This window comes from Burkholderia sp. BCC0506 (genome assembly GCF_902833145.1).
Taxonomy (GTDB): Bacteria; Pseudomonadota; Gammaproteobacteria; order Burkholderiales; family Burkholderiaceae; genus Burkholderia.
In genome coordinates this window covers 486,817-501,623 of the sequence record NZ_CADFEN010000001.1, presented here as the reverse complement: position 1 = coordinate 501,623, position 14,807 = coordinate 486,817, and the positions used below count along the sequence as shown (strand labels likewise).

Annotated in this window: 13 protein-coding genes; 7 read left to right on the top strand and 6 right to left on the bottom strand. The window is 62.4% G+C overall.

Annotation, left to right across the window (positions count from 1 at the left end):
- Positions 1-79 precede the first annotated feature (79 nt).
- A complete protein-coding gene (locus tag HWX62_RS02010; protein WP_175932597.1) occupies positions 80-673 on the top strand; it encodes a DUF308 domain-containing protein in 594 nt (197 codons plus the stop codon).
- Positions 674-823: 150 nt separating this feature from the next.
- Here HWX62_RS02010 and HWX62_RS02005 read toward each other — a convergent pair whose 3' ends face one another.
- Positions 824-1,399, bottom strand: coding sequence for a GNAT family protein (locus HWX62_RS02005; protein WP_175932680.1), 576 nt, complete (start codon positions 1,397-1,399; stop codon positions 824-826).
- Positions 1,400-1,638: 239 nt separating this feature from the next.
- The gene (locus tag HWX62_RS02000) at positions 1,639-2,439 is read right to left on the bottom strand and encodes a phosphodiesterase (RefSeq protein WP_175932596.1); all 801 of its coding nucleotides are present in this window, start codon (positions 2,437-2,439) and stop codon (positions 1,639-1,641) included.
- Positions 2,440-3,104: 665 nt separating this feature from the next.
- On the opposite strand from HWX62_RS02000, the gene HWX62_RS01995 reads away from it, so the two are divergent.
- Complete coding sequence (locus HWX62_RS01995) at positions 3,105-4,010, top strand: hypothetical protein (RefSeq protein WP_175985072.1); 906 nt, start codon at positions 3,105-3,107, stop codon at positions 4,008-4,010.
- Between the two features lie 265 nt (positions 4,011-4,275).
- Here HWX62_RS01995 and HWX62_RS01990 read toward each other — a convergent pair whose 3' ends face one another.
- Both HWX62_RS01990 and HWX62_RS01985 read right to left on the bottom strand, forming a co-directional pair.
- Positions 4,276-5,160, bottom strand: a complete 885-nt coding sequence (locus HWX62_RS01990) for a hypothetical protein (protein ID WP_175930677.1) — start codon at positions 5,158-5,160, stop codon at positions 4,276-4,278.
- Between the two features lie 203 nt (positions 5,161-5,363).
- Positions 5,364-5,576: a hypothetical protein gene (locus HWX62_RS01985; protein WP_175930678.1), complete on the bottom strand. Its 213-nt coding sequence runs from the start codon at positions 5,574-5,576 to the stop codon at positions 5,364-5,366.
- 307 nt (positions 5,577-5,883) lie between these two features.
- Here HWX62_RS01985 and HWX62_RS01980 point away from each other — a divergent pair, with 307 nt between their 5' ends.
- Positions 5,884-6,459 carry a hypothetical protein gene (locus HWX62_RS01980; RefSeq protein ID WP_244135922.1) on the top strand — a complete coding sequence of 192 codons (576 nt, stop codon included), beginning with the start codon at positions 5,884-5,886 and terminating at the stop codon, positions 6,457-6,459.
- A gap of 187 nt (positions 6,460-6,646) precedes the next feature.
- On the opposite strand, the gene HWX62_RS01975 is transcribed toward HWX62_RS01980, so the two are convergent.
- Entirely contained in the window at positions 6,647-7,297 is a 651-nt protein-coding gene (locus HWX62_RS01975; protein ID WP_244135921.1) for a GntR family transcriptional regulator, read from the bottom strand.
- 53 nt (positions 7,298-7,350) lie between these two features.
- Here HWX62_RS01975 and HWX62_RS01970 point away from each other — a divergent pair, with 53 nt between their 5' ends.
- On the top strand, positions 7,351-8,517 hold the full coding sequence (locus tag HWX62_RS01970) for a pyridoxal phosphate-dependent aminotransferase (RefSeq protein ID WP_175930680.1): 1,167 nt from the start codon (positions 7,351-7,353) through the stop codon (positions 8,515-8,517).
- 149 nt (positions 8,518-8,666) lie between these two features.
- On the opposite strand, the gene HWX62_RS01965 is transcribed toward HWX62_RS01970, so the two are convergent.
- A complete protein-coding gene (locus HWX62_RS01965; RefSeq protein WP_175930681.1) occupies positions 8,667-10,013 on the bottom strand; it encodes an MFS transporter in 1,347 nt (448 codons plus the stop codon).
- Between the two features lie 295 nt (positions 10,014-10,308).
- On the opposite strand from HWX62_RS01965, the gene HWX62_RS01960 reads away from it, so the two are divergent.
- From HWX62_RS01960 to HWX62_RS01950, 3 genes are all read left to right on the top strand, one after another.
- The gene (locus HWX62_RS01960; protein WP_175930682.1) at positions 10,309-11,346 is read left to right on the top strand and encodes a LacI family DNA-binding transcriptional regulator; all 1,038 of its coding nucleotides are present in this window, start codon (positions 10,309-10,311) and stop codon (positions 11,344-11,346) included.
- A gap of 187 nt (positions 11,347-11,533) precedes the next feature.
- Positions 11,534-13,315 (top strand): IlvD/Edd family dehydratase, encoded by a 1,782-nt coding sequence (locus HWX62_RS01955; RefSeq protein WP_175930683.1) that lies wholly within the window; start codon positions 11,534-11,536, stop codon positions 13,313-13,315.
- A 32-nt stretch (positions 13,316-13,347) separates the two neighbouring features.
- On the top strand, positions 13,348-14,529 hold the full coding sequence (locus HWX62_RS01950) for a fumarylacetoacetate hydrolase family protein (protein ID WP_175930684.1): 1,182 nt from the start codon (positions 13,348-13,350) through the stop codon (positions 14,527-14,529).
- Positions 14,530-14,807: the final 278 nt, after the last annotated feature.

The window sequence follows — 14,807 nt, the reverse complement described above, 5'->3', positions numbered from 1 at the left end:
CTGGCACCGCATCAGTATCCGCACGGCGGACACCGCGCGCGCCGACCGGAACGACGATTCAATGTAGAAAGGAGTGCAAATGGTTGACCGCTACCCCGATTTCCGCGCTGCTGCCGACGAACAATGGCTGAAACGGTACTATTTTTCCCGGGCGATATTCTCGTTGATCTGGGTCGCGCTGGCGTTTTCCGTCGGCCGGCACAGCGCGGCCGGCGCGGCGGTCCTGCTGGTCGTTTATCCGGCCTGGGATGCGCTCGCCAATTTCGTCGACCTTTCGCGCAGCGGCGGGATGGCGGCAAACCGCACGCAGGCAGTCAACGTCGCGATCAGTGCCATCATGACACTGGCGGTATTACCGGCGTTGAATGCGGGCATGCACGCGGTGCTCACGGTGTTCGGCGTCTGGGCGATTCTCTCCGTCTGGGCGATTCTCTCCGGCGCGATGCAGCTCGGCACCGCCGTGCGTCGCTGGAAGCATGCCGGCGCGCAGTGGGTGATGATCCTGAGCGGCGCGCAATCGGCGCTGGCCGGGTTGTTCTTCATTATCCAGAGCCACGCGCCGATGCCGCCCGCGATCGTCAAGATCGCGGGCTACGCGGGAGTAGGCGCGCTTTATTTCCTGATATCCGCCATTTGGCTGCAGGTGCGGCGGATGCGGCGCAGCGTGTCGTGAGCCGTCGATCGAAACGAAGGTGTCACACTACAAGTCGCCGTCGCCGTGCTGACGGTCACGGTCATGCGTTGTACAAAGCATGAGCTCGCGCAGGCGATCGTAGTGGTGAAAACAGGGATTATTTCGCAGCCAAGGGCGTTGACCCGCCCGTTAGCCGCGACGTCCACAATCGGAACGTAACAACGAAAACTGCAGGAGATCGTGATAGGTACCACGCCAGTACCCGGCTTGACGCTGATAGCCTTCACGAACGAAGCCCAGCGTCTCCAGCACTTGTATAGACGATGCGTTCCGAGGGTGAACCTGGGCTTCGATGCGGTTTATCTGCATCATGTCGAAACCGTAATCGATCGCGGCAGAAAGCGCTTCGTTCATGTATCCGTTGCCACGCGCAAACGTCGCCAGCTCATAGCCAACGGCGCAGCTTCGCCAGTTTCGATTCCATCGGAAGAGGCCGCACGTACCAAGTAACAGGCCGTCCGAAAGTCTCTCGATGGCCCAACGGACGCCAGAGCCACTGCGCCGCCAGTTGGCAAATACCTGAATCAACTTGTCGGCCTCTGCTATATCGGTCATCGGATCGGTACCGAACCAGCGCATACCCTCAGCGTCGCCATGCACCGCGAACAGCGACGGTGCGTCGCTGGGCAAAAGCTCCCGCAGTGACAGCCGGGAAGTTGTCAGCGTGGGAAACGCGCCTTCCGTTTCGCTTCCATTGATGGCCACCAGCGCCCCCCTGTGTCGATGTTTCACTTGGTTTCAACAAATTGTCGCCGATTCAGTCCCGCCGATCCAATGTCCGGTGTTGGCTGCGGATTCAACCCGATGCGGTGGGTTGTAGCCGACCCGCTGCGGATCTTGACGTCGAAAGTTGAGATGTCTGCCTTGAGGTAACAAGCGGTCACGTGTCTATAGAGTGCCAATGCCTCGTACGTCATCGGCCGCTGTGTACTTGACGGGAGCGTTTACGCGAAGGGGAACGGGCCTTCGAAATGCCCCACGTAACACAAGTGGGAGACCGCTGACTGACCTCGATCTGTCCAGCGATGCAGCATGTATGCAGGTGGTTCGAGAAAAGAAGCGGGCTGCGCGTCCGCTTCCACTTGCAGCGCAATCTGAGTGGTCGTGCTCGGGCAGGTGAATACCGGAACGCTCCCAAGACGCGTCTGCATCGACCGGTGGACGTGCCCAGCGAGAATGCGATCGACGTTGCTATGCCGCGCAAGAACCATGGCAAATGCATTCGCATTTCGCAACCCGTAGATGTCCAGATAAGGAACGCCGGTCATGAACGGTGGATGATGCATGACGATAACCACGGTCCGACTGCGATGCTCGGCAAGTTCAGTGTCGAGCCATGCCAAGGTTTCGGCGTCCAGTTCACCGTGATGTAGTCCAGGAACGGAGGTGTCCAACGCCACGAGGCGTAGTTCGCCCACGTCTAGCGCGAACGAGAGTGCCCCCTCGTTCGGAAGCCACGTGTGATCCGGGAACGCGGCTCGCAGATTGCCACGGTCGTCGTGATTACCCGGCAGAACCACGAACGGTCGCCTCAACGCGACAAGCAACTCGCGAAGCTTTCGATACTCGTCTTCGGTGCCCTCGTCCGTCAGGTCGCCGGAAATGACAACCAGGTCTGGTTCGGGTCGAATGCGGTTCAGCGAATCGACGGCTGCCGAAAACATTACATTTGAATCCACTGCGTCTTGATACAGGGCGCCGTGAGGCCGGACATGAATATCCGAAAGTTGTGCAATGACCGTCACTTGGCGCTTCGTTGGCTTTGTCCTGCCCGTACATGGATCAAAGAGATTCTAGGCCGGACAAAATTCGCCCACCGGAAGAACCCTTCTGTGACAACGATCTTGCTCCACGCGCTCCCAATTGTGCGTCCGAGTGGCTGATTCGGGATGACAAGCAGACGCTGGGTGGCGAAGCACGAAAGGCCGCTTCTGGCCGACCGCTGCCCGACGTGCACGGCCGCACCCGAGCCATATGAGTCACTCAGTCAGCATGGGCGCTATTCTGCTGTCTCACCGAGAGGAGACATTTGCGCGCTGCATTGCAGTCACGGGCATCAGCACGCACGCGCGTTCGAAGCCTGCACTAGGCAACGCACGTTAACAGCACAGAACGCCCATCTCAACAGTTCCTAGCATTCCATTGTTGACACAGTTGGACACATTAGCCGCGAATCCAACCGATATACTCTATGACGACGGCGGATCGTAGCATGCGAATTGCGACGAGACGCTGGTCGCCATCAGCGCCGGCCTCGATTCATTCCGACTACAACGGAAATGAAATTGAAGTGCGTAGATTTTTGTTGGAAGTGAGCGCAGAAATGGCTTGACGGGCATATGCAGGAGCAGCAATTATTGCTGCCATCTATTCACCCGGCGGCATTGCACGAAATTACTTTCCAACAAACATGAAAAAAATACTTAAATCTATTGCTGTGATCTTTGGATCGTGCATCGTGGGTGCTTGCGGAAACCTGCAAGCTGTCAAGCCTGCACAAATTCCAGCACAATTGTCGGGCTCAACTATCAAACTAAGCGCTGAGCGTCCATCAAGGGCCAATGTTGCACCACGCGCATACGAAGTTCCTGGTCGGTCGATGTTTTTTCAACAGACCACCGGGGGTAGTATGGCGGCTGGATTGCTATTGGGTCCGCTCGGGGTTTTGGCGAACGCTGCCAATACCGATCGCATTACAGATTTAATGGGGAAGTCCGCCACCCTCTCTAGTCTGTACACGATTGATGCGTTGACGGAGGCCCGTGCGGCGTGGCCGATGGTCAAGTTGACGGCCGACGATGCATCCGTTATTTCTGACTCGGTGACGGTTAAACCATTTGTCTTGCTATATGTATCGGACGAGAATAACGGGATTAGCACCGTAGTATCAGCTCGCGTTGAATCAAGCCAGCCTCCGCCGAAAGAGCATTCAAAAGCGTGGGTTGGAATCTATAGCTACATTGTGAATGACACTCTTCCTCTTGACGCACTCAAGAGCCCTCTTTCAAATGAGAAGCTAGATCAGTATCGGACTTCTATTAGGGCTGGGTATTCTGAGATACGTTCTGAACTGGAACTTGACCTGAAAGGCGGGGCACTCCCAAAACGAAAAATTGCGTGGGTTAAATCTCCAGTTCTTGGTGTTGGCCTGCCCGGTGATGTTGAAGTAAATCAATCTGGCCGCCTATCGCTTCGAGTTAGCGCGAAGAACATGGGCGCTTTCGCAGAGCCTCTAGCTTCCTATAGCGTATTTGTGTTTCCGTCGTCTGGTCAGTACACGTTTGACAATGGCCCGGTCGACCGCGAGACGCAATGATCGTGCCCAACTATTGGAGGGCGGAGACTTAGATGGTCCGGCCGGCCGTTGCTGGCCGAACTCGGCCGGCAACCGCCCTGCGACTCGCGACCGGCGCAGATCGATCCGAACGCGACGTTTGCATTCCCCAATAGCGGTCCTTCGCTTTCGCGATATTTGTTGGGGACGGACAACTCGAAGTGAATTCGAGCGTAGTCTGATCTAGCCCTCGTGCATGTGTTCGCCCGCGTAGGTCGGCAAGCTCGATGCGACCGGTCCGATCGTGCTACGCGCCTTCTACGTCGCGGGTTGACCATCCGGTAGCTTCGGCGATCTTCTCAATCGGAAAATCCATAGTTTTCAGGTTGCGGACGATATGCGTGACCGCCTTTCGGACAGCATCCGAGTCCATCCGATAGTAGTACCCCGAACCATATTTCACAAATATTTGGTCGATCAAAAGTGGAGTGTGCCCGACGACTTTTGCCATTTGCTCGACAGCCAGGATAGCATCCCGATCTGACAGATGCAGATGAAATTCCCGCTCAAGCACATTTTTAACACGAAGATCGGGCTTGATCGTATCTGCCCCAAATGTCATTCGCAGATGCTGAAACGTTGCGATGCCGATATCTTTGATCCGCCCTACGGGATCCGTAGCCTTGGTTGACAAATGCGCGGTCTTCGCCCACGCAGAGATGACCGTAAAGTCGTTATCGGGAGTATCGAGTTGCCCCAATCGAGGAGTGAAAGTCTTCAATAACGCCTTGAGGATTTCGAACTTCCGTGCATCATTGTGCCCCCACACGACTTTGAATTCACTTGCACTAGCTGCGGCGGCAGCCATTCCTCCCAGTTGCTTCATCGTCAATCGCCCATAACGCTTTCGCATATCGTCAACATAAGGCTTGACGGCTTTATTGTAGTCACGATTAGCGGCAAGAATTACGTCCATCATGGCGATAGCCGGACTGTTACGACTCTTCTTCGTATAGCCTTTGGCACCTCGTGTAGCAGCAGCTAGGATCGTCTCGTCTTCTCCAAGCCGGTATCCGTGTGAGGTGATGGTCATTTTTGCATCGCCCAGTTGCACAATCTTTGAAGCAATTAATTGCCGTTCGTGATGAGACAGTGGCCCGTCGAGGATCGCCCGTTTGGTGAGCTTGATCATATTGAAGATTTGGTCGTGAGTTTATTGTTTAGATTACGCATCGATTGCCAACAATTCAGCCCCTGACGTCGAGCGACCGCTTCTGGCCGATTACCACCCGACACAGTCAGCAAATGCTACCCTTGAGCCGACCTTCGAACAGTTCGAAAGAATGTACAAAGTGTCACGGATCATTCCACTCGGTCAAAGCCCGAGCTTCGCAGTTAACCGAAAGTCGCCGCTATCAGGTGTCGCTCAGAGCATGCAATCAAGGCAAAGATGACTAGCCCTGTCACAATCCCTGCAATGCGCCGGGTCGTGACATTCGTCGATGCGGGCATGATATCGCCAGCATTGCGCCGCTCTTTAAGGCGATTCATGGCGTAAAGCACAGCAGCCAATGCTGCCACCCGGACAATTGCACTCTGAATAGCCATGTATCCCTCGGCCGATCTGCCACATCCAATGTATCGTCGATAGACGGCTATCGAGCGACAGCGAACCACTTTGTGGGTATGCGTCTTTGAGATGCTCGCTAGGGCAATTGTGGACGATTTGAATCATCGTGTCGAACGACCGTTCCTGGCAGCCGAACTCGGCCGGCAACCGCCCTGCGACGTGCGACCGACGCAGATCGACCCGGAAGGGACACTCCCAGAAACCCAATGCGGACATTCGCAGGCACCACCGACCGTCGGTCTACGTATGACACAATTGCATGATTTACGTTGACGGCGAAACCCTATGGCAAGCACCCGGGCAGCGAATAACGGAGTTCAAAGCGGTTCTTTGCTGACTGCCTTTCCCGAAGTGCTTCGCTCCGAAGTGACCGTCGTCACGGATTTGATTCGACCCAGCACCGCAACTCATCCCGGGGCGGCTGTCGTTGTTCGAGGCGAATCACTCAACATCCCGTATCGAATTCACCACGAATGCGATGACACGCTATTCCCTCAGCTGAACTCGGCTCAAGCGGCCATCTATGCTTGCGTGCTGACGAGGCACCTTGACGGACATGTGCGCCAGCGCCAAATCGGGCGGCTGGCCACTTCACCCGAGCCTTGGATTGTGCCTTTCATCGTGCACCTTTGCGGCGAGTATGTAATTGAAATCCTCGCCGAGATTGAAGCGAACTTGCCATCCATGGATCAATGCGTTTACGGGGCCTTTTTCAGGGAAAACCCAGTTTTCATGAAACGCACGCATGATCGAATGATCAGTTATTGGGATTGCTACTACCGTTGGCTGTACAAGCGAAAACTCGATTACGTTGGTTTTCGGGTATTCGAACGGTTCCACGAATGGTGTAGCTCCTCCTGACGGCCATTGGTGCGTCGACCTTGGTCAACACGAGCGATTGTGAACAATTCGGATGCTCAAGTCGACTGACCGTTCATGGCCGGATGCCGCCCGACGCGTGTGCCTATAGCCGCCCCGGAGAAAACGCCAGCCATTCCCAAAACCGGCCTTTGTGGACCGCTTGATGCCCCCGGCCCGACCCGCGTCCCTACCGGCTACGCAACGCCTGAGCCAGTGCATCACCCGCAGCCAGAATATGCGCGGACAGCGCCGCACACGCTGCGTCCACATCGTCGTCCCGTATCGCCCGCACGATGTTTCGATGCTCGTCGTTCGAGCGGTGCTGCCAGTCGAGCTGCTGCCACGTCGCATACAGATGCCGTGAGCTGGCCCGATGCATGTCGCCGATCGCGTCGATGAGCCGCGGCATCCCGCATCGCGCTGTCAATGCGCGATGAAACCTCAGGTTCAGCGTGCCGAGCACGGCTATGCCGTGCGCCGCCGACTCCTGGCCGAGGATCGCATCGAGTTCCTCCAGCGCAGGTGCGTCGAGAGCGGGAATCGCCTCGCGCAGCGCGAGCGCCTCGAAAGCCGCGCGCATCTTTGCCATTTCAAGTACGTCCGCCGGCTCGAGCGGCGCTGCACGCACGCCTCGGCGCGGCTCCACCACGGCCAACCCCTGCGCTTCCAGCCGTCTGAACGCCTCGCGCACCGGCACATGACTCGCGCCGAATTCCGCGGCGATGTGATCCTGACGCAGCCACTCTCCCGGCGCGATGGCGCCCGAGATGATGCGGTCCGCCAATGCGACGGCGATCCGATCGGCCAGCGAGCGATCCGCCTTGACTTCGAAATTCATTCCGACCACCATGCATATATTATCTATTAAATTGTAACAGAAACGGAGCCCCGATGCGCCGCCACCGCCCTGTCCGTCTGCAGCACATTGCCGGCATCGGCGTCGATCGCATGGGTTCGATCGCCGATCACGCCGACGTCGACCTGTTGCGACTCGAAAATCTCGACACCGACATCCCGCCCACTGCAGAGGCGCTCGCCTTCACCCGAGCGGCCATCCAGCGAGACTCGGCCAACTCCTATTTGCCATTCGTCGGTCAGGATCGGCTACGCGCGAGCGCTGCCGCCCACGTGTCGGCACTGTCGGGGCAGCACTTCACGGCCGACCAGGTGGTGGTGTCGGCGGGCGGGCTCTCCGGCATTCTGAACACGCTGCTCGCGACCGTCGAGACCGGCGACGAAGTCATCGTCACCGATCCGACGTATGCGGGGCTGCTGAACCGCGTCCGCCTGGCGGGAGGCGTGCCGCGGCAAGTCCCGTTCATCTTCACGCCGGGCGGCGAATGGAAGCTCGACCAGGCCGCGCTGCGAGCTGCGATCGGTCCGCAAACGCGCGTCATGCTGCTGATGTCTCCGTCGATGCCGTCGGGCGGTTGCTTCGATGCGTCCGACTGGCACCTGATCGCGAGCCTGTGTGTGCAGAACGATCTGCTGCTGATCCTCGACAGCGCGATGGAGCGGCTGCTGTTCGATGGACGCACGGTCATCCATCCCGCCGGCCTGCCCGGCATGGCCGAGCGCACGGTCACGGTCGGCGCCGCGTCGAAGGAACTCCGCATGATCGGCTGGCGGGTCGGCTGGATCGTCGCGCCGGCATGGCTGATTCCCGATCTGGTGGCCGTGTCGCTCGCCAATGTCGTGGTGCCGGTCGGCATTGCCCAGGAGGCAGCGGCGGTGGCGCTCGAACATTCCGCATCCGACCTGCCTGGCTACGTGAGCGAACTCGAGAGGCGGCGGGACACGGTCGCCGCCGAACTGTCGGGGCTTCCGTTCGGCATGCCGGCGGGCGGCTGGTCGATGCTGCTGCGCGTGTCCGACTTCGGCCTGACCGGATCGCAGATGTCGGAGCGGTTACTGAGCCACGGCGTATGTGCGACGGCGATGACCGGATGGGGCGTCGTCCACGGCGAGCAGTACGTCCGGTTCGTGTTCTCGAACGAACCTGTCGAGCGGTTGCGCACGCTCGGGGACAAGGTCCGCTTCGCACTGGAGGATGCATGACGGCTGCTCACGGGAAAGCCGAGTCGCGCGCCGAGCGTCCTGTTTTTTTGCGAAAGTACCGCTCGTGACGATTCACGTGGCGTGATGTGTCCGGCACCGGGACGGCGCGAGGTCGCCGCCCCTGCCCGACGTCGCGCCGGGCGAACGCCCTACCGCCCCGCCGGCGGCTGCAGGATGTCGCGCGGAATCGACGCGATCAGCACGCAGCTGACCAGCAGGCAAGCGCCCAGCGCATAGGTCCCGTTGTTGATGTTGCCGGTCATTTGCTTGGCGACGCCGGTGATCATCGAGCCCGTGAACCCGGACAGGTTGCCCACGGAGTTGATCAGCGCGATGCCGGCGGCAGCCGCCGTGCCGGACAGGATCTGCCCCGGAAAGGTCCAGTAGATCGGCATCAATGCGAGAATGCCGCACGTGGCGATGGTCAGGAATACGATCGACAGCGTCACGTTCTGCGCGAACGCCGCGCTCAGGATCAGGAAGACGCCGCCGATCAGCGCGGGAATCGCCGCATGCAGGCGTCGCTCGCCGGTCTTGCGCGAGTGCGATGCGTTCCACACCATCGTGAAGATGGCCGTCAGGTACGGAATGGCCGTCAGCACACCGATATGCAGCGGACTGTGCACACCCGATGCGCGGATGATCGACGGCAGCCAGAACGCCAGCCCGTAGAAGCCGGTATTGAAGGTCAGCAGGATGAAGGTGAGCAACCAGACACGCGGGCTGCGCAGCGCGGCGCCGATGCTGTGCGACTTGTGCGCGGCCTCGGATTCGAGGTTGCGCGACAGCACGGCCTTTTCGTCGGCGGACAGCCACTTCGCCGATTGCGGACCGTCGCCGAGGCACGCCAGCACGATGAACGCCACCACGACCGACGGCAGCCCTTCGAGCAGCAGCATCCATTGCCAGCCGCTCATGCCCGACAGGCCGTGCGTCTGCTCCATCAGCCAGCCGGACACCACGCTGCCCAGCGTCAGGCTCAGCGGGATCGCCACGAGGAAGCCCGACATCGCCACGCTCTGGCGCCGCGCCGGAAACCAGTAGTTCATGTACAGGATGACGCCCGGGAAAAAACCGGCTTCGCACAGCCCCAGCAGGAAGCGCAGCGTGTAGAACATCGTGGTCGTCTGCACGTGGAAGAACTGCGCGAGCGGCACGATGAACGCCATCGACGACGACACGATGCCCCACGTGATCATGATCCGCGCGATCCAGAAGCGCGCGCCGTAACGATGCAGCAGCAGGTTGCTGGGCATCTCGAACAGGAAATAGCCCCAGAAGAAAATGCTGGCGCCGAGCGCATAGACGCCGTCGCTCAGGCTCAGGTCGTCGAGCATCTGCAGCTTCGCGAAGCCGACGTTGACGCGGTCGAGGTAGGCCACGACGTAGCAGAGCAGCAGCAACGGCAGGATGCGCCGCATGACCTTGCGGTAAAGGGCGTCCTCGGACGAGTCGGCCGCGGCCGGTGCGGCGGCGGCCTGCGTAAGGGATGGCATCGGTCTGTCTCCTGATTGTGTAGGTCTTCTTCGTACCGGCGAGTCCGTTGATGCATCGATGTTACCGATAACATTCCGCAGCAAAAAAAAGCCGGCGAGGCGACGGGAGCGATCGGCACACTGATACCGGTAACACATCGAAGGTAGCACGCGGCGATACGCGCGTACAAGTCCCGCCGAACGAGTGGTTTCCCTAGTGCGGACGCTGCCGCGACGGGCGCGCGTCAGCCGGCCTGAACGATACGCCGCACCGGTATGATGTAGCCTTTCCGGCTTTCTCCCGATCGCGATTCCGATGCCCAGTCCCACCGCCGTCCGGCCCGCCGGGCCGCCCCGCATGTCCGACGTAGCGCGCCTCGCCGGCGTATCGAAGATGACGGTGTCGCGCGTGCTCGCCGGCCACAGCGTGGCCGCGGAGACGCGCGCGCGGGTCTGCGAGGCCATCGAGCAGCTCGGCTACGTGGCCGATGCGGCCGCCGGCGCGCTGTCGTCGGGGCGATCGGAATTCGTCGCGGTGCTGGTGCCGTCGCTGTCGAGTTCCAACTTCTCGGACACCGTGCGCGGCCTGACCGATGCGCTCGAGCCGCACGGCCTCCAGTTGCTGCTCGGCGACACCGACTACGACCTCGAACGTGAAGAACGGCTGGTGCGCTCGATGCTGCGACACCAGCCGCGCTGCATCGCGCTGACGGGGTCGCAGCACACCGATGCGACGCGCAAGGTGCTGGAGCGCTCGGCGATTCCCGTGGTCGAGATGTGGGACCTGCCCACGCGCCCGATCGACACCGCCGTCGGCTTCTCGAACGTGCGCGCCGCCCGTGCGATGGTGCGCCACCTGGCCGAGCGCGGTTACCGGCGCATCGGCTTTCTGGTCGGCGCGAGCGAACTGGATCGCCGCGGCCTGGACCGGCTCAAGGGCTACCAGGCGGAAATCAAGGCGCTGAAGCTGGGCGAACCGCGCGTCGTGCGGCTGGGTGAATCGCCGATCACGATGAGCCACGGCGGGCCCGCGATGGCGGCGCTGCTGGAGAAATGGCCGGACACCGATGCGGTGATGTGCGTGAGCGACATGTCGGCATTCGGCGCGATCATGGAATGTCACCGGCGCGGGCTCGCCGTGCCGGCCGACATCGCCGTGGCCGGCTTCGGCAACTTCGAGGTGGCGACATGCTGCCACCCGACCATCACGACCGTATCGGTCGACGCATACGGCATCGGGCTGCGCACCGGCGAAGCGTTGCTGGCGGCGCTGCAGGCCCGTGACGGCGGCGAGCGCGCCGAGTCGAAAAGCATCCGTATCGACTACACGATCATCCCGCGGGAAAGCGCCTGACGGGCCAAAGGCCGGGCGCATCGCAAGACGCGACGCGCGCGGCTTCGTACCGGCCCCTGCCCTCGCCTGCGCCACACGCACACGAAATCCCTTCCGCCACGCAAAAAACCCGTGCTAACATTCAATCTATGTTACCGGTACCATCCGGCACGCAAAATGAAAAAGGCCCCTTAGGAGACAGCCTGCCATGTCACATACCCCTCGCCGTCTGCGCAGCCAGGAATGGTTCGACGACCCCGCGCACGCGGACATGACCGCGCTCTACGTCGAGCGTTTCATGAACTACGGGTTGACGCGCGAGGAGCTGCAGTCGGGCCGCCCTGTCATCGGCATCGCGCAGACGGGCAGCGATCTCGCGCCGTGCAACCGCCACCACATCGAACTGGCCGAACGCACCAAGGCCGGCATCCGCGACGCGGGCGGCATCCCGATGGAATTCCCCGTGCATCCGCTGGCCGAGCAGAGCCGCCGGCCGACCGCCGCGCTCGACCGCAACCTCGCCTACCTCGGGCTGGTGGAAGTGCTGCACGGCTTTCCGCTGGACGGTGTGGTGCTGACGACCGGCTGCGACAAGACCACGCCGGCCTGCCTGATGGCGGCCGCCACCGTCGACCTGCCCGCGATCGTGCTGTCGGGCGGGCCGATGCTCGACGGCTGGCACGAGGGCAAGCGCGTCGGCTCGGGCACGGTGATCTGGCATGCGCGCAACCTGCTCGCGGCCGGCGAGATCGACTACGAAGGCTTCATGCAGCTGACCACGGCGTCGTCGCCGTCGATCGGCCATTGCAACACCATGGGCACCGCGCTGTCGATGAACAGCCTCGCCGAGGCGCTGGGCATGTCGCTGCCGGGGTGCGCGAGCATTCCCGCCGCCTATCGCGAGCGCGGCCAGATGGCCTACGCGACCGGCAAGCGCGCGGTCGAACTCGTTCGCGAAGACCTGCGCCCGTCGAGGATCATGACGCGCGCGGCGTTCGAGAACGCGATCGTCGTCGCATCGGCGTTGGGCGCATCGACCAACTGCCCGCCCCACCTGATCGCGATTGCGCGCCACATGGGCGTCGAACTGAGCCTGGACGACTGGCAGCGCTTCGGCGAAGCCGTGCCGCTGCTCGTGAACTGCATGCCCGCCGGCGAGTACCTCGGCGAAAGCTTCCACCGCGCGGGCGGCGTGCCCGCCGTGCTGCGTCAGCTCGATGCGGCCGGCCTGCTGCGGCGCGACTGCCTGACCGTATCCGGTCGCGCGATCGGCGAGATCGCCGACACCGCGCAGGACGCCGACCGCGACGTGATCCGTACGCCCGACGCGCCGCTCAAGCACGGCGCCGGCTTCATGGTGCTGTCGGGCAACTTCTTCGACAGCGCGATCATGAAGATGTCGGTGGTGGGCGACGCGTTCCGCCGGACCTATCTTTCCGAGCCGGGCGCAGAGAATACGTTCGAGGCGCGCGCGATCGTGTTCGACGGCCCCGAGGACTACCACGCGCGCATCAACGATCCGGCGCTGAACATCGACGAGCGCTGCATCCTCGTGATCCGCGGCTGCGGCACGGTCGGCTACCCGGGCAGCTCGGAAGTCGTGAACATGGCACCGCCGGCCGACCTGGTGAAGCGCGGCGTGACGTCGCTGCCGTGCCTGGGCGACGGCCGCCAGAGCGGTACGTCGGCCAGCCCGTCGATCCTGAACGTGTCGCCGGAGGCGGCGGTCGGCGGCGGCCTCGCGCTGCTGCGCACGAACGATCGCGTGCGCGTGGACCTGAATCGCCGCAGCGTCGACGTGCTCGTCGACGAGGACGAACTCGCGCGCCGCCGCGAGACTGCAAGCTTCACCGTGCCGCAGGCGCAAACGCCGTGGCAGGAACTCTATCGCCGCTTCGTCGGCCAGCTGTCCACCGGCGGCTGCCTCGAACCGGCCACGCTGTACCTGAAGGTGATCGAGCAGCGCGGCAACCCGCGCCATTCGCACTGACTCCACCGTCCACGACTCTTGCCGAGCTGATCATGCGTACTCCTTCCGTTTCCGATTGCCTGCCGCACGACCTCGCCCACGCGCTGCTGATCGGCCGCGTCTGGCGGCACGACGGCGCCCACGCGGGCCCGAGCGTCGTCGCCGTGCGCGGCGGCGAAGTGTTCGACATCACGCGCGCCGTGCCGACCACCGCGGACCTGTTCGACCGTCCCGATGCAGTCGCCGTCGCACGCACCGCTGCCGGCGAATCGCTCGGCCGCGTCGAGCCGTTGTTGCAGGCGGCGCTCGACGGCACGCCCGGCGCCGCGCGCCTGCTCGCGCCGTGCGACGTGCAGGCCGTCAAGGCGTGCGGCGTCACCTTCGCGGTCAGCCTGATCGAGCGCGTGATCGAGGAACAGGCCGGCGGCGATCCGGCCAAAGCGCGGGAGGCGCGCGACACCATCGCCACGACCATCGGCACCGATCTGTCGAAGATCGTGCCGGGCTCGGAAGCCGCCATGCGCCTGAAGGCGGAACTCGAGCGCCGCGGCGCGTGGTCGCAATACATGGAAGTCGGCATCGGTCCGGATGCCGAAGTGTTCTCGAAGGCGCAGCCGATGTCCGCGGTCGGCTTCGGCGCGGATGTCGGGCTGCTGCCCGTGTCGGTGTGGAACAACCCGGAACCCGAGATCGTGCTGGCGGTCGCCAGCGACGGCCGGCCGGTCGGCGCGACGCTCGGCAACGACGTGAATCTGCGCGACATCGAAGGCCGCTCGGCGCTGCTGCTCGGCAAATGCAAGGACAACAACGGCTCGTGCGCGATCGGCCCGTTCGTGCGGCTGTTCGACGACGGCTTCACGTTGGACAGCGTCCGACAGGCCAGCGTGTCGCTGCGCGTCGAGGGTGCGGACGACGGCTTCGTCCTCGACGGCATCAGCCACATGCGCGAGATCAGCCGCGACCCGGCCGACCTCGTCGCGCAGACCTGCGGCGCGCATCACCAGTATCCGGACGGCTTCATGCTGTTCCTCGGCACGATGTTCTCGCCGATCCAGGATCGCGATGCGCCCGGCGGCGGATTCACGCATCACCTCGGCGATCGCGTCACGATCTCCACGCCCGCGCTCGGCGCACTCGTCAACACCGTGCGGCTGTGCACGGAGATCGCGCCGTGGACCTTCGGCGTGCGCGCGCTGTATGCGAATCTGGCCGCGCGCGGGCTGCTTGCCGAATGAAAGCGGAAGACGCGACGCCATGAAGCCGTTCGCGAACGACGGCGACGAACAGCGGGCGAAGCGGGATGAAACGGGCGTTCGCGCCGGCACGCACGTAGCCGGCCGTCACCTCCCGACCTGAACACGCGCCGAGCCGGAACGGCCGCGCAGAGCCCGCCGCCGGCTGCTCCCGCAACCCCGACGGGCTGTCCGGCAACGCTCGTCGGGGTCGGCGGACGCAATTGGCCCCACCGGCGCCTCGCCGGCTGCGACAATACCGCGGCTGAGTCAATTCGAGG

What these genes read in the sequence shown, in the direction of transcription:
- HWX62_RS02010 (WP_175932597.1), top strand. Translation starts at nt 80, where the DNA reads ATGGTTGACCGCTACCCCGATTTCCGCGCTGCTGCCGACGAACAATGG.
- HWX62_RS01995 (WP_175985072.1), top strand. Translation starts at nt 3,105, where the DNA reads ATGAAAAAAATACTTAAATCTATTGCTGTGATCTTTGGATCGTGCATC.
- HWX62_RS01990 (WP_175930677.1), bottom strand. Translation starts at nt 5,160, where the DNA reads ATGATCAAGCTCACCAAACGGGCGATCCTCGACGGGCCACTGTCTCAT.
- HWX62_RS01985 (WP_175930678.1), bottom strand. Translation starts at nt 5,576, where the DNA reads ATGGCTATTCAGAGTGCAATTGTCCGGGTGGCAGCATTGGCTGCTGTG.
- HWX62_RS01980 (WP_244135922.1), top strand. Translation starts at nt 5,884, where the DNA reads ATGGCAAGCACCCGGGCAGCGAATAACGGAGTTCAAAGCGGTTCTTTG.
- HWX62_RS01975 (WP_244135921.1), bottom strand. Translation starts at nt 7,297, where the DNA reads ATGAATTTCGAAGTCAAGGCGGATCGCTCGCTGGCCGATCGGATCGCC.
- HWX62_RS01970 (WP_175930680.1), top strand. Translation starts at nt 7,351, where the DNA reads ATGCGCCGCCACCGCCCTGTCCGTCTGCAGCACATTGCCGGCATCGGC.
- HWX62_RS01965 (WP_175930681.1), bottom strand. Translation starts at nt 10,013, where the DNA reads ATGCCATCCCTTACGCAGGCCGCCGCCGCACCGGCCGCGGCCGACTCG.
- HWX62_RS01960 (WP_175930682.1), top strand. Translation starts at nt 10,309, where the DNA reads ATGCCCAGTCCCACCGCCGTCCGGCCCGCCGGGCCGCCCCGCATGTCC.
- HWX62_RS01955 (WP_175930683.1), top strand. Translation starts at nt 11,534, where the DNA reads ATGTCACATACCCCTCGCCGTCTGCGCAGCCAGGAATGGTTCGACGAC.
- HWX62_RS01950 (WP_175930684.1), top strand. Translation starts at nt 13,348, where the DNA reads ATGCGTACTCCTTCCGTTTCCGATTGCCTGCCGCACGACCTCGCCCAC.